The organism is Azospirillum sp. (assembly GCF_035627195.1).
GTDB lineage: Bacteria > Pseudomonadota > Alphaproteobacteria > Azospirillales > Azospirillaceae > Azospirillum.
The window spans coordinates 1-14,363 of sequence record NZ_DASPMG010000228.1 but is presented as its reverse complement, the minus strand read 5'-3'; the positions used below and the strand labels follow the sequence as shown (position 1 = coordinate 14,363).

The window sequence follows — 14,363 nt, the reverse complement described above, 5'->3', positions numbered from 1 at the left end:
CATCAATGCCGCATTCCGGCGTGGCGCCGGGGACGGGCCGTGGCGGCGACGGCGGTTTCGGCGAGGGTCCGGCGGTCCCGGCGCAGCACGCCATAACAGTCGTCGCCGAACCATTCGAGCGACGCCTCGGCGTCCGGGTCGCCGGCCAGTTCGGCGAGGAAGGCGCGGTAGTCGACCGTGCCGTCGAACAGCGGCACCATGCCGTCGCGCCGGCCGGCGGCGGCGTAGACGTTGGCCGGCTCGAACACGCCCAGGTCGGCGCGGGAGCGGACGTTCTTCAGATGGTAGTGGCCGATGTGCGGGCGCAGCGCGGCGTGCGCCGCCACCGGGTCGTCGCCGCCCTCCCACACGTGCAGGACGTCGAAGTTGACCTTCAGCGCCGGGTGGTCGACGGCGCGGATCAGCGCGCGCGTCGCCGCCAGCGTGTCGGCCAGCGTGTTGGGGTGCGTCTCCACCAGCACCGACAGGCCGTGGCCGGCCGCCAGCGCGCAGATCATGCGCAGCCGTTCGGCGATGAAGGCGCGGCGTTCGGGCGGCGTTTCGGCGCTGCCGGTGCCGCCGGCGAAGGTGCGGATCTTGCGCGCCCGCCAGCGCTGCGCCAGCCGGCAAAGGTCGAGCGTCTTGTGGCGCAGCGCCTCGGCGTCGCCGTCGAGCGGCAGGTAGTCGCTGACCATCGGCACCGACAGCCCGTAGCCGGCCAGCCACGCGGCGTCGCGCGCGGGGTCGTGCGCCATGTTGCGGGCGTGCGCCCCCCACAGCTCGATCCCCTGGAAGCCGTTCGCCCCCGCCCAGACGGCGAGGTCCTCCAGCGACACCAGATGATGGCGGAACGTGATGGTGCAGAGCGAGACTTTCATCAGGCCACCTCAGCGGTTCAGGGAGTGGTTGGCGGTGAACGGTCGCCGGCAAGCCCGTTGGCCGCGCACCACGCCCGGAAGACGGCGGCGAGTTCGCGCTTCAGCGCGAATTCCTGCCGGTCCAGCCGGTCCAGCCGGGCGTAGAGGTCCGGGGCGAGGCTGCCGTCGCCGGTCTGGGCGAGGCGGAGCGCGGCGTAGTGCAGCGTTTTGAAGCCCTGCACCAGGTCCTCGATCTCGTCGCAGTGGGCGAGGAAGGTTTGGTCGGGCAGCTTCAGCGCCCGCCAGAAGAAGGCGAAGCCGTGCTCGTAGGCGTACTTGCGGATGGAGATGACCGGCAACTCGCGCAGCGCGTGGGCGAGGTCGGCCGGGGTGCGGCCGCCGTTTCCGGTCAGATGGGGGCCCGCCAGATGGGCGGCCACGATGGCGCGCACGGCGCTGGTCAGCGGGTTGGCGTCGCCCCGGAAGCAGGCCTCGAAATAGGCCTTCAGGTCGCCCGCCCGCGCTGGCCGCAGGTCGCGGCGGTCGAAGGCGTAGCCGCCGGCCACGCTGGGCTGGCAGAAGGCGTTGATGATCTTGTCGCGCGCGATCTCCCCTTCCCAACGGAAGTCGGGGTCGGCGACGAAGAAGACGCCGGGGTCGGCCGTCTTTTCCAGCATCAGGTAGTGGGGAAAGGGGTTCTGGTTGAACTTGTTCTCGCGCTCCGGCAGGTGGAAGAGGTCCACCATGGCCATGACGCTCAGCGTCTCCGCCCGGTTCTCGACGAGGTCGAGCAGGGTGGCGAGGTTGTCCGCCTTGCTGCGGCCGTGGTCATACCAGGGCCGGACCTCCGCCCCGTACAGGCGGTGGAACCAGTCGCGGAAGAAGTCGTGGCTGACGGTGGGCGCGTGATAGCGCAGCACCCAGTCCTCCCCCACCGCGAAGTCGGCGTCCCAGACGCCGAAGTAGAAGGGCCGGTGGTCGATGCCCGCGCGCTTCAGCCCGTCGCAGACGTTGCTGACGAAGCAATGCACCTTGATGTCGATGTATTCCTCCCCGTGCACGCTGCCGGCCGGCTCTTCCAGGGCGGCCGGGGGCGGGGCGGCGCCGGTCGCGAACAGGGCCGCGAGGTCGGCGACGGTGGACGGCGCGCGGCCGGCAAAGGCTTCCTCCGGTACGGAGAGCTGGAAGGACAGCTCCAGCTGCAGGAGCAGTTCCATCATCAGGACGGAGTCCAGGTACAGGTCCTCGTTCAGCCGCGCCGTGGGGGCGAAGCGGTCGAGGTGCGGGCTGTTCAGGTGGTCGCGCAGGACCGTGTGGATGGCGGCGATGATGGCATCACGGGTTATGGCATCATGGGTCATCGGCCGGCCCCCGCGTAGAGTGCGGCCACCTCGCGCCGGCTGATCTTGCCGTTGGCCATGCGGGGCAGGGCGTCGGCCTGCACGATGTCGGCGGGCTGCTGGTGGGAGGCCAGGCGTTCGCGGCACCAGTCGCGGATGGTCTGCACCGGCACCGGTGCGGCGGCGCTGTAGACCAGCGCCACCCGCTCGCCCGCGAAGGGGTCGGCCTTGCGGAAGGCGACCGCGTCGGTGACGCCGGGCAGGGCCATCACCACGTCCTCCACGTCCTTGGGATAGACGTTGAGGCCGGAGACGTTGATCGTGTCGTCCATGCGCGAGGCGAACACCAGCATGCCGTCGGGCCTGCGGTAGCCGAGGTCGCGGGTGTGGATGTCCTCTTCCGGCCCGGCGAGCACGATCTCCTCCGGCGCGTCCGGGCCGCTTCCCGTGCGCAGCCGGTGGTGGGGCAGGACGTAGCCCAGGTCGCTGGTGGCCGTCATGTCCGGGTTGACGGCGATGCACCCGGCCTCAGAACAGCCGTACTGCTGGAACAGGTGGCGGGTGCGGGCGCGGATGCGGGCGAACCACGGCTCGGGCAGCAGCGTGCCCGAGGTCATGGCCGCGTGGATCGCCTCCCCCTCCGGCAGCAGTCGGGCGAGCGTGTGCAGGATGACGGGGGAGGCGTAGAGCAGCGGCCGCTCGACCTCCCGCAGCGCCTTCAGGATGTACTTCGGGTTGCCGGTGTCGAGGACGACCGGCTCCGCCCCCCGGCGCAGGCCGACCAGCAGCCCGCAGATCAGCCCGTAGGAATGGGTGGTCGGGCAGGCGACGACGGGGGTCATCCCCTCCGGCTCGCGGAAATGGCCGACGTAACTTTCGATCTCGCGGTCGATCGCCTCCCAGGTGCGGGCGATGACCTTGGGCGCGCCGGTGGTCCCCGAACTCATCTGGATCAGCCGGCCGGGCGCGCCGGTTTCCGCCTCCGGCGCGATCGCCTCGGGCGTGAAACCGTCGAAGAACAGGTAGTGGCAGCCGGCGTCGCGCGCCGCGCGCCGGGCTGCGGCCAGCGGCGTGCTGGGGTGCAGCGGCAGCAGGCTGCCGCCCGCCGCGCGGATGGCGAAGAACAGGCCCAGCCAGTCGATCGTCCGGGCGAAGCAGGCGGCGTAGCGGGCACCCGGCCGCGCGTGCAGGCGGGCCTCCTCGGCGCGGCGCGCCGTCAGCTCCTCGACCTCGCGGCGGGTGTAGTGTCGGTCGTCGATCCGGATCATCGGATGCCTCGTTGCTCAGGCGGAAAACGTGGCGAAGACGTTGGGAACGGTGTGGTGCAGCTCGTCTCGGGCGCGGAGCAGCTTGCCGCGCAGCAGGGATTCGGTGAGGATCTCGGGGGCCGCGTGGCCGATGCGCCAGTGGCGGCCGTCGGGGTCGTGCCGGCGGGCATAGCCCTCCAGCGCGTCGTGGACCTGCTTCCAGAACGACCTCTCCGGCAGGCCGTGGAAGACGGCGAGGAGGTGCGACAGCTCCGTCAGGTTGTAGACGAACAGCGTGTCCATCACGAGTTCGCGCAGCGCGTCCACGTCGCCGGACCAGTAGTAGCGGTCGGGCGGGGCGCCCCGGTAGACGGGGTTCAGGCTTGCGAAGTCCGGGACCAGGGCGGGATCGCGCAGGAAGTCCGGCACGTACTCCACGCTCTCGTGGAAGTCGCGCAGGACCAGCCGTTCCGGCCAGCCGTCGCGGTGGACCAGGATCATGTTCTGCCCGTGTGCCTCCACGGCGATGCCGTGGTGGACCAGCAGGTGCCAGACCGGCAGCACCGCCACCGCGAACAGCCGCTCCAGCCAGGGCCGCAGGCCGTGCGCTGCCAGCCAGGGGTCGATGAAGGGGCGTCCGTCCGCCTCCGTCACCATCAGCGCGTTGAAGGGCACCGCCGCCTCGCCGTCGCGCAGGGTGGTGGCGACGCTGCGCCGCCACAGCGCGGCGAGTTGCCCGGCCAGCGGCCCCGCGCGGTCGGCGATGACCCCGGCGTATTCGGGCAGGATGGCCAGCGGGAATGTGTCCGCGAACAGCGGGTCGCCCTCCACCACCGCTGTCAGCCAGCGGGAGAGGACGGGGGCGGTGCAGACGGAGTGCGGCTCGATGGTGCGGCGGGACGCGGTGTTGACGATGTTCATCGCCAGCTTCACGTCGGCTTTGCAGGGGTCGTCCACGTTCATGACCGTGCGCACGGACTGGCTGGCGCGGTAACGGTCGCCCAGCGGCCCCAGCGCGACCGCGCGCCCGTCGGCCAGCCAGGGCGCCAGCGCGCCGTCGCGCAGCGCCGTCCATTGCCAGGGATGCAGCGGCAGCAGGCCGTAATCGCTCCATCCGATGCCCAGTTCGGTGCGGCGGCGTTCCAGCGCGGCCCAGGCGGCCTCGCCCAGTTCGGCGCGCCAGAACGCCGCCTCCCCGTCCGGCAGCGCCCGGTGCAGGTGGGGGCCTGCGACCAGCAGCCAGACGAGCTGGAAGGCCTCCCCCGCCTCCGGCCCGAAGGCGGCGTGGTCGGCGTCGCTGAAGCCCAGCCGCGCCTTGAAGCAGGGGTGGTACGGGTGCCCTTCCTCCAGCGCGCCTTCGAGATCGGGGAAGGACAGGCCGCGGCGGTCGCCGCGCGGCAGGTTGGCGTCGTTCCAGCGGCACAGCGCGGCGGTACGCTCCAGTTCGGCCAGCAGGGCGGGCTTGTGCGCGTCGGGCGTGGGCAGGCGCCGGACCAGGGGACCGGCGTCGGCCGGCACCCAGATCCCGTTGGGCGCCAGCATCTCCACCGACCCCGGCGCGATGCGCAGCCGGCCGAACGGCCCGGCGGTGCCGCGGCAGCGGAACGCCGCGTCCCCGGCGGTCCAGGAAAAGCGCTGGGCGTCGCCGGCCGGTTCGGCCCGCGCGTCGACGATCCCCTCGAACAGCAGGGCGGCGACCAGCTGGCGCAGCACCCGCTCCTCGGGGCGGCGGGGAAGGTCAGAGGGGAAGGGCACGGTACCCCCTCCCGCACGGCGTGCCCTGCCGCCGGCACAGCGGGTTCGGCAGGTGCGCGTAGAGCGACGCCTCGTCCGCCGCCTGCAGCTCGTCGATGTCGAACAGGCGGGCGGTGAGGTTGAACTTGGCGCCGATGGTCGGGCTGTCGAGCACCCCCTCGGCGAAGCGCCGCCCGGCGCGGGTCAGTGTGCGCGCCAGCCCCTCCAGCCGGTCGCGCAATATGCCGATCAGCGCGTCCTCCCCGGCCAGCCCGTCCTTGCCCATGCGGGCGACGACGGAGAAGACCTGGTTGGTGATCAGGTAGTAGGCGAAGCGCCGGGCGATCTCCTCCTCGCCGTAGTAGAGCGACCGCGCGTTGTCCATTTCCGGGATCAGGCGCCGCAGCGCGTCGCGGTAGCGCTCCGACAGGTAGAAGCCCTGGTTGTCGCGATAGAGAAAGCGCGCCGGCAGCCCGGTGCCGATGTCCAGCAGCCCGTTCTGCTGGTGCGCCTCCAGCGCCACGCCGTGCGCGTCGTAGAGGCGCAGCAGCGGATCGAGCGTGCAGTCGAGGTAGCGGGCGAACCATTCCCGGGCGGCCTCCGCCACGCTCAAGCCTTGGTCGGCGGCGACGCGATGGACCAGCCGCTCCAGCCGGGAGGGGAAGCCGGGCAGCGGGTCGGCGGTCAGTGCCGCGACGGTGACGATCCCCTTCTGCCGCCCGCCGCGGAAGGGGTTCTCGCGCAGGATCACCTCGAACCCGCTCTCAGCCCCGTCCGGCGCGTCCAGCGTGATGTAGGCGGGGTCGAGCAGGAACGTCAGCCGCTTGTCCAGCGACGGGCCGACGGCGGCGATCAGCCTCGCCATGATGACGCCGGCGTCCAACTCGTGCCGGCGGTTGGCGCGCACCGAGTTGGTGATCCGCACCGGCAGCGAGAACTTCAGCATCCACGGGCTGTCCGGGCTGTAGACCGTGCGCACCGACGAGGTGGCGGTGAACTCCGGCCCCGCCGGGCCGAGGGAGCGCAGCACTCCCTGGTCCAGCAGCGTCTGCACGGCGGGGTCGAGCAGCAGCGCCTCCGCCTGCAGCGGGTGCATGGGGATGAGCTGTTCGTCCGCGCGAAGATCGAAGCGTTCCGCGTCCCCGCCCAGCGTGGCGGCGATCATCTCCGGCGCGCTTTCGCGGAAGGCGGAGCGGTGGCTGACCCGTGCCCCGGCGGCGGCGAAGAGGTGCAGGCGGAAGCGCCCGTGCAGTTCCGGGGCGTAGGCCGGCTGCTGCCAGTGCGTCATGCCCTGCACGCTCTTGGGTGTGGGGTGCAGCCAGTGGCCGAAGACCAGCGACTGCTCGGCGGCGATGAACTCGTCCTCCTCCGCCCCGCCCTGCCGCGCGTCCAGGTAGGTGCACACCGACTGGTAGCTTTGCAGGACGCGCAGCAGCAGCTCCAACTCGCTGCCGCGCAGGTCCGGTCCGCCGTCGCGGCGCACCCGGCGGTAGCTTTCGCCGGCCAGGCAGCAGACGGCGGAGAACGGCTCCGTCGGCAGCCAGACGTCGTCTTGCAGCGCCCGCTTCCAGATCCGCCCGAAGGCGCACGGGCCGCACAGCGAATGCCGGACGATCTCCGTGCGCAGCACCGCGCGCTGCGACGGCAGCATCCATTCGACGCAGTCCACGCCCGCGCCCGGAACCGCGGCGTGCCGCGTGACCCGGCCGGCGTCGATCTCCCGCCGGTAACAGTTGGCGAAGTTCTGGAAGGTGGCGTGTTCGGCGATCTGCTGGGATGAACGCATGGCGGGACGATCCTGACGTGAGCCGGCGGAACGGACCGAAGGAGGACGGGTCGTCAGAACTTGGCCGAAGCGGTGATCAGGAAGGCCCGGCCGGGCTGGTAGAGCGGCGTCACCGTGCCGAACTCCTGCCCGTAGGTGGCGCGGTCGGCGTAGGTGGCGTCGAACAGGTTGCGCACGTCGGCGCGCAGCGCGACGTTGGGGTTGGCGTGCAGGCGGTGCTCCACGAACAGGTTCACCACCTCGTAGCCCTTCAGCGGCTGATTGCCGGCCTGCACCTTGTCGTAATCCAGGACGATCTCGACGTCGGCGCCGAAGGTCAGGTTCCACGGCCGCACGGTGTGGGCGCCGCTGACCGTGAAGATGCGGCCCACCGGCGTGGCGAGGTACGTGCCGGTGTCGGAATCGGCCGGCTGCCCGTCGATCGTCACGTCGATGTCGGCGTACTTGGCGCGCACGTAGCCGTCCGCCCAGGCGTAGCCGACGCCGACCTCGTAGCCCTTGGACTTCACGTCGCGCGCCAGGGTGGCGCTGGCGGCGGCGAAGCGGGCGGCGCGCGCGTCGTCCAGCATGGTGCGGAAGACGCGCCCCTCCACCGTGAAGCCTTCGTAGCGCGCCTCCAGCCCGGCGGTCACGTTGTCGGCGGTCACCGGCTTCGGCCCGGCGCCGTAGCGCCACGCGTTGTTCATGATGAAGTTCTCGGCCAGCGGGATGCCGGCCCAGCTGTGCGAATAGCCGGCCTTGGCGGTCAGGAAGCGGGGCAGCAGGTCCAGCTCGCTCGAGACGTTGTGGCTGACGCCGGTGTTGGTCCAACTCTCGCCCGTGGTGCCGGTGAAGACCTGCCGGTCGCCGCGCAGGCCGAACGACAGGCGCAGCCGCTCCCACGGGGCGATGCGCGCCTGGGCGTAGAGGCCGTTGTTGTGCGCCTTCTCCCCCACCGCGAAGGTCGGATCCTCGTAGGAGCCCTTGTCGGAATAGAAGTCCGTGCCGGCGGTGACCGTGCCCAGGCCGAAGGAGACGGTGTTCTCCACCTTGCCGTTCAGCGAGCTGGTGCCGCCCTCGCCCGGCATGCGGCCGGGCACGGTGCTGCCGCCGGTCGGGCGCAGGAAGATCGGCGTCTCCACGTCGGTACGGCCGTAGGCCAGGACGACCTTCGGGTTCCACAGGTCGGTCGGCTTCGAATCCGTGTAGGTGAAGACCAGGTTCTGCCGGTCCAGCGTGTAGTCGCGCACCCGCGGTTCCCACGCCGGGCGGCCGGCGATGGAGCCGACGTTGGCGCGGAACGGCCGGGGCGCGTCGTCGTACACCCGCTCGTAGCTGAGCTGGAGGCGGTGGCCGGCCTCGCTCTCGAAGGCGAGCTTGCCGAGGCCGCTGAGCAGGTCGGTCTCCGTGCCCGCGACCTTGTCGCCGTTGCCGGCGCGGAAGCGGCCGGCCTTGCCGTAGGTGGCGTAGCCCAGCGCTTCCAGCCCCGTGTGGCGGGCGAAGGCGGACAGGTTGGTGGTGGCACCCAGCCCGTTGGTGCTGAAGGTGGACTTGGCGAAGGCGCCGACGCCGTCGCGATCCAGGAAGTCGCGCGCGTCCTTGGTCTCGTACGCGATGGAGCCGGCGAGTGCGCCGGGGCCGGCATCGGCCGGGGCGACGCCCGCGTCCACCCGCACCACCTTCAGGAAGGCCGGGTCGATCAGGTTGGTGCCGTTGTGGTGGAAGACCTTGTTGTTCTGCCGGCTGCCGTCGACGGTGACGGCGAGGTTGGTCTCCTCCACGCCGTTCACGTAGACCTTCTGCGACATGGGAACCGAGCTGCCGACGCGGATGCCCGGCTCGCCCGCGAAGACGTCGCGGACGTCGGCGGGGTTCTTGCGGGCCAGATCCTCCGGCGTGATGGTGGTGTGGCCGGGTCCGCCCCAGTTGAGGGCGGAGCCGGTCACCGCGACGGGCCCCAGCGTCACCGCGTCGCCCCCGGCGGCCTGCGGCGCGGCGACCAGCGTGACGGTGGCCGGGCCGGTCATGCGCATGGCGACGCCGGTGCCGCCCAGCAGCGCCTCCAGCGCCTGGGCCGGCGGCATGGTGCCCGTCACGGCGCGTGCGGTGCGGCCGGCGGCCAGCGCGCTTGGGTAGCCGATCTGCCAGCCGGTCTGGCGGCTGAAGGCGTCGAGTGCGGCGGGAAGCGGCTGGGCCGGCAGCGCGAAGGTCACCGCGGCGTCCGCCTGCTGGGCCAGGGCCGGCGCTGCGTGCGCCAGGGCGCCGCCGACGGCCGTCGAGGCCAGCAGCGCCATGATCAAGTGGCGGGCGGCGGCCCCCTGCGCGCGCGCCGCAACCTTCGGTGACGAACCCGTCCGGCCAAGCATTCTCTGCAACTCCCGTCTCGTACTGGCGTCTTTGGATCAATCGCAGGCGGTCGAGCCTGCCCCCTCTTCGCCAGACGTACGGGGCCGCGGGTCCTCACAAAAAAAGCGGGCACAAAAATGATGGGGTTCAGGGAAGGGGTCAGCGGACGACGACGATTCCGGCCGGCAGCGTGGTCACGCGCGCCCCCACGATCCCGGCCAGGGACTGCAGCGCGCCGACCGCGTCGTCCAGGCGGTAGTTGCCGCTCACCCGCTCCCGCCCGACGCGCTCGTCGAGCAGGAGGATGGTGCCGGGATGGTAGCGGCGCAGGGTGTCGACCACGGCGGCGAAGGGCTGTTCGTGGAAGACGTAGCGCCCTTCCCGCCACGCCAGCGCCGTCGCGGGGTCGGCGCGCGCCACCCCCGACAGGCCGGCCGCCGTGGCGGTCACGCGGTCGCCGGGGACGAGGTTGACGGACCGGTCCGGATCGTCCAGCCGGCTGACCGACACCCGGCCGCGTTCCAGGACCACCGCGTCCTGCCCGTCGTCCGCGTGCACGGCGAAGGCCGTGCCGGTCACCTGCACCGTGCTGTAGCCGCCGATCACGCGGAACGGCCGGGCCGGGTCGGGCACCACGTCGAAATAGCCCTGCCCGCGCAGCAGGCGCACGGTGCGCCGCCCGTCGCCGAAATCCAGCGCCACGGCGGAGTCGGTGTCGAGCGTCAGCCGCGACCCGTCGGGCAGCGCCACCTCCCGCCGCTCGCCGGCCGCGGTGCGGTGGTCGGCGGTCCAGCGCAGCGTCATGGCCGGGAACAGGTGCAGGCCGATGGCGGCCAGGACCACGGCCGCCGCCAGCGACCCCCACCATGGGCCGCGCGGCGCGGAACGGGCCGCCGGGTGGTGCAACGGGACGGGTTGCGGCGCGCCGGCCCGCGTCGCGGCGCGCAGTTCGGGCATGCCGTTGATTTCCGCCAGCCGGTCGAACGCCTGCGCATGGCGCGGGTCGCTCTGACGCCACGCGTGGTAGGCGGCCAGCGTTTCGGCGTCGGCGGAGCCGTCGAGCAGCGTCACGAACCAGTTCAGCGCCGCGTCGACGACCGGGTCGGCGTGCCGGTAGCCGCCGTCGCCGCCCGAACCGTCCGCCTTGTCCTGCTCCACCCGATCATGCTCCACGGGGCCGTCCGCCGCTTGCTGTTGGGGCCTGTGCTGCATCTTAGACGTTCGAGGGTGGCCGAAAACACAATATGCGTCCGGCAGGTTCCGGCGTCTTGACAGCCTCAGTTGAGAATAATAATCAATTGCGATAGCCCGTCGGGCCCATCGACGCTACGGCGAGGGCACCACGGCGACGCCGGCACTGCGACGATAGGCTGAGGATGACCGCAAGTCTGAACGCGATCTATCTGGATCATCGTCGCTCGCTCCTGGGGCGGGCCATGAGGATCGTGCGCGACCTCCAGGCCGCCGAGGACGTGCTCCAGGAAAGCTACCTGCGCGCCCACCGGGCGGCGGAGCGGGGGCCGATCGACAACATCGGCGCCTTCCTGCACCGCACCGTGCAGAACTTGGCGCTGGACCACGTGCGCCGCCGCCGCACGCAGGAGCGGTTCGAGGTCGCCCCGTCCGACGCCGTCGACGCCACCCAGATCGCCTGCGAGGCCCCCTCGGCGGAGGAGCACCTGCTGCACCGCGAACGGCTGAACAGCTTCAAGGGAGCCCTGGACGCGCTGCCGGAGCGGGCGCGCCGCGTGTGGGTGCTGAACCGGGTGGAGGGCTGGTCCTACCCGCAGATCGCAGCGCACCTGGGCGTGTCGCAGGGCACCGTCTTCAACGACATGAAGCTGGCCATGGGCCACTTCCTCGACACGCTGTCGCGTGCCGAACGCGGTTGAAGCACAATTTTTTCGAAGGCGGCGCGGGGTCGAACGTCTGAGGGATGGAGCCGTTCGGCGCAATCCCGCGAGGCGCACCCGTGTTGAAGGACTTCTTTGGCTACTATCGCCCGCACCGCGGGCTGTTCCTGGTCGATTTCGGCGGGGCGATCCTGTCGGGCCTGCTGTCGCTGGGCTTTCCCTTCGCCGTCACCGCCTATGTGGACCGGCTGCTGCCGGGCGGCGACTGGGGCCTGATCCTGCTGGCCAGCTTCGGCCTGCTGGGGGTCTACCTCGTCAACACCGGGCTGATCGCGGTGGTCACCTACTGGGGCCACGTGCTGGGCATCAACATCGAGACGGAGATGCGCCGCCGCGCCTTCGACCATCTCCAGCGCCTGCCGCTGCGGTTCTTCGACGGGCAGAAGACCGGCCACCTCGTCGCCCGCCTGACCAAGGACCTGGAGGAGATCGGCGAGCTGGCCCACCATGGGCCGGAGGACGTGTTCATTGCCGTCATGACCTTCCTGGGGGCGCTGGCGCTGATGCTGTCGGTGCACGTGCCGCTGGCGCTGCTGACCCTGCTGATCGTGCCCGTGGTCATGGTGCTGATCCTGCGCTTCGGGCAGGACATGACGGCCAACTGGCACGCCCAGTTCGAACGCGTCGGCGCCTTCAACGCCCGCATCGAGGAGGTGATCGGCGGCGCCCGCGTGGTGCGCGCCTTCGCCAACGAACCGCACGAGCGCACCCTGTTCGCCGCCGACAACGACCGCTACCGGCAGGCGAAGCTGGGCGGCTACCGCATCATGGCGCTGAGCCTGGGGATGAACTACCTGGGCATGCGGCTGGTGCAGGTGGTGGTGCTGCTCGCCGGCACGTGGTTCGTCTACCGGGGCGAGCTGAGCGTCGGCGGGTTCGTCGGCTTCCTCTTGCTGATCAACGTCTTCTACCAGCCGTTGGAGCGCATCGCCGCGGTCATCGAGAACTATCCCAAGGGCATTGCCGGGTTCCGCCGCTACCGCGACTTCCTGGCCATCGAGCCGGAGATCGTCGACCGGCCGGGCGCCGTCGAGGCGCCGCATCTCAAGGGGGACATCCGCTTCGACGGCGTCACCTTCGGCTACGATCCGGCCCGCCCGGTGCTGAACGACGTCTCGCTGTCCGTCTCGGCCGGGGAGACCATCGCCTTCGTCGGCCCGTCGGGGGCGGGCAAGACGACGCTGCTGTCGCTGCTGCCGCGCTTTTACGAGGTGACGCAAGGCCGCATCACCGTGGATGGGCACGACATCCGCGACCTGACGCTGGCCTCGCTGCGGCGGCAGATCGGCATCGTGCAGCAGGACGTCTTCCTGTTCGCCGGCACGCTGCGCGACAACATCGCCTACGGCCGCCTGGACGCCACCGACGCCGAGATCCTGGAGGCGGCGCGCCGCGCCCGGCTGGGCGGGCTGATCGCCGACTGCCCGGACGGGCTGGACACCATCGTCGGCGAGCGCGGGGTGAAGCTGTCGGGCGGGCAGAAGCAGCGCGTGGCGATCGCCCGCATCTTCCTGAAGAACCCGCCGATCCTGATCCTGGACGAGGCGACCTCGGCCCTGGACACGGAGACGGAGCGGGCGATCCAGGCCTCCCTGCAGGAGCTGGCGGTGGGCCGCACCTCCCTCATCATCGCCCACCGTCTGGCGACCATCCGCGACGCCGACCGGATCGTCGTCATCAACGAGGGCGGTGTCGCCGCGCAGGGGCCGCACGACAGCCTGATCCGCGCCGGCGGCCTCTACCGCCGCCTGCACGAGGCCCAGCACCCCGCCCCGTCCGACCGCAGGAACGCCTGATACGGACGGCGCCTGAAGGCTTCGTCCGTATCACCCTCTCGCCCCTTGCTGCGCAAGGGGCTGTCGGGTTTCACCGGCGGCGCTCGATGGAAGCGATCAAGCGCCGCCGGTATGATACGGACGGCGTCAGCACCCTGCGCCGTCGGGCCGGCGCGGCCGGGACAGGAACGGCCAGTAGGCCCGCAGCCAGACCAGGAACGCCGCCGCCCACAGCACCGAAGCCAGGGCGTGCGGCGGTCCCGGCGGGTCGGGAACGACGCCGAAGTCGGGCAGGGCGCGCGCCGGCACCGCCAGGACCAGCAGCGCGAAGGCCAGGCGCGCCGCCCCCGGCACGGGCAGCGGGCGGCCGGTGTGGAACAGGCCGGCGATGGCGAACACGGCCAGCACGCCGAGCCCCAGCCCGCCCATCAGCGCCACGTGCAGGGCCGGCGTCTCGGCGAACGGCGCCCCCAGCCGCGCCGCCCCCACCAGCAGCAGCCCGGCCCCGGCCAGCAGGCTCGACCCCGCCAGCGCCAGGATCTCCGCCCGGAAGGCCTCGCGGCCGATGAACGCTTCGGCGACGCGGTCCAGGAAGGCGGCCCCGGCGGCGATCGTCAGGTAGGCGGTGACGGCCGGCGACCATCCCGCCAGCGTCCCGGCGACGGTCAGCGCCACCAGCCCCGGCGCCAGATTGCGCCGGCCGGGGTGCGGGCGGTAGGGGGAGGTCTCCTCGCCGGGGTCCAGCACGAGGTTCGTCACCGGCACCGTGATGCGCGCCAGCACGAGGCCCAGCAGGCCGAGGAAGATCAGACCGGCGACGTGCAGCGCGCCGCGGGCGAGGTCCGCGTCGCCCAGGACGAAGCCCAGGCGCGCGGCGGCGCCGGCCGCCGCCAGGGCGGTGAGCCAGCCGGCCATGCTGGCCAGCCGGGTGGTGCGCTTGCGCCACGACACCGCCGCGACGTAGAGGGGCAGGGCGAACAGCCAGAGCAGGTCGGCGGCGGCGCCGGCGACGGCTAGCCCGTCGTGGCCGAGCAGGCCCGCCACGCGCCCCACGGCCCACAGGCCGGCCAGGACGAACAGCGGCCGCCCGCGCAGCCGCCGGGTGTCCGACCATTCGGGGATCGCCGTGGTGACGAAGCCGATCAGCGCCGCGCCATAGGCGCCGAAGATCATCTCGTTCGCATGCCACAGGCCGGCGGGCAGGGCGCCGGCGAAAGGAAGTTGGAACCCCTGGACGACGGCCCACAGGAACGGCCACAGCGCCGCGTGCGCGGCGGCCAGCGGGAAGAACAGCCGCAGCCCCTCGTCCCCCAGCACGCCGGGGAGGGTCGGGGCGGGTGCCCGGACCGTACAGGTCGTCATGGCGCCCTCCTCTCGTCGACGTCGTGGATGTGGCGGAACAGCGGG

The 14,363-nt window shown here is 71.9% G+C and carries 10 protein-coding genes; 2 read left to right on the top strand and 8 right to left on the bottom strand.

All coding sequences use genetic code 11. The annotated features are described in order from the left end of the window. Positions 1-2 precede the first annotated feature (2 nt). The 7 genes from VED21_RS20850 to VED21_RS20820 all read right to left on the bottom strand — a co-directional run bounded on the left by VED21_RS20850 (position 3) and on the right by VED21_RS20820 (position 10,441). The gene (locus VED21_RS20850; protein WP_324885604.1) at positions 3-857 is read right to left on the bottom strand and encodes a sugar phosphate isomerase/epimerase family protein; all 855 of its coding nucleotides are present in this window, start codon (positions 855-857) and stop codon (positions 3-5) included. 17 nt (positions 858-874) lie between these two features. Further along, positions 875-2,197: a DUF6005 family protein gene (locus tag VED21_RS20845; protein ID WP_324885603.1), complete on the bottom strand. Its 1,323-nt coding sequence runs from the start codon at positions 2,195-2,197 to the stop codon at positions 875-877. After that, complete coding sequence (locus VED21_RS20840; RefSeq protein ID WP_324885601.1) at positions 2,194-3,444, bottom strand: AMP-binding protein; 1,251 nt, start codon at positions 3,442-3,444, stop codon at positions 2,194-2,196. Before VED21_RS20840 ends, VED21_RS20845 begins: the two co-directional genes overlap by 4 nt. Before the next feature lie 15 nt (positions 3,445-3,459). Continuing rightward, positions 3,460-5,178, bottom strand: coding sequence for an IucA/IucC family protein (locus tag VED21_RS20835; RefSeq protein ID WP_324885599.1), 1,719 nt, complete (start codon positions 5,176-5,178; stop codon positions 3,460-3,462). Further along, positions 5,162-6,943, bottom strand: a complete 1,782-nt coding sequence (locus VED21_RS20830) for an IucA/IucC family protein (protein WP_324885597.1) — start codon at positions 6,941-6,943, stop codon at positions 5,162-5,164. Before VED21_RS20830 ends, VED21_RS20835 begins: the two co-directional genes overlap by 17 nt. A gap of 53 nt (positions 6,944-6,996) precedes the next feature. Next, positions 6,997-9,288 (bottom strand): TonB-dependent receptor, encoded by a 2,292-nt coding sequence (locus VED21_RS20825; protein ID WP_324885595.1) that lies wholly within the window; start codon positions 9,286-9,288, stop codon positions 6,997-6,999. 139 nt (positions 9,289-9,427) lie between these two features. Next, positions 9,428-10,441, bottom strand: a complete 1,014-nt coding sequence (locus VED21_RS20820) for a FecR family protein (protein ID WP_324885593.1) — start codon at positions 10,439-10,441, stop codon at positions 9,428-9,430. A 203-nt stretch (positions 10,442-10,644) separates the two neighbouring features. Here VED21_RS20820 and VED21_RS20815 point away from each other — a divergent pair, with 203 nt between their 5' ends. Both VED21_RS20815 and VED21_RS20810 read left to right on the top strand, forming a co-directional pair. After that, positions 10,645-11,160: a sigma-70 family RNA polymerase sigma factor gene (locus VED21_RS20815; RefSeq protein ID WP_324885591.1), complete on the top strand. Its 516-nt coding sequence runs from the start codon at positions 10,645-10,647 to the stop codon at positions 11,158-11,160. 80 nt (positions 11,161-11,240) lie between these two features. Further along, positions 11,241-12,977: an ABC transporter ATP-binding protein gene (locus VED21_RS20810; RefSeq protein WP_324885589.1), complete on the top strand. Its 1,737-nt coding sequence runs from the start codon at positions 11,241-11,243 to the stop codon at positions 12,975-12,977. A gap of 126 nt (positions 12,978-13,103) precedes the next feature. Here VED21_RS20810 and VED21_RS20805 read toward each other — a convergent pair whose 3' ends face one another. Beyond that, positions 13,104-14,318, bottom strand: a complete 1,215-nt coding sequence (locus tag VED21_RS20805) for an NnrS family protein (protein ID WP_324885587.1) — start codon at positions 14,316-14,318, stop codon at positions 13,104-13,106. Positions 14,319-14,363: the final 45 nt, after the last annotated feature.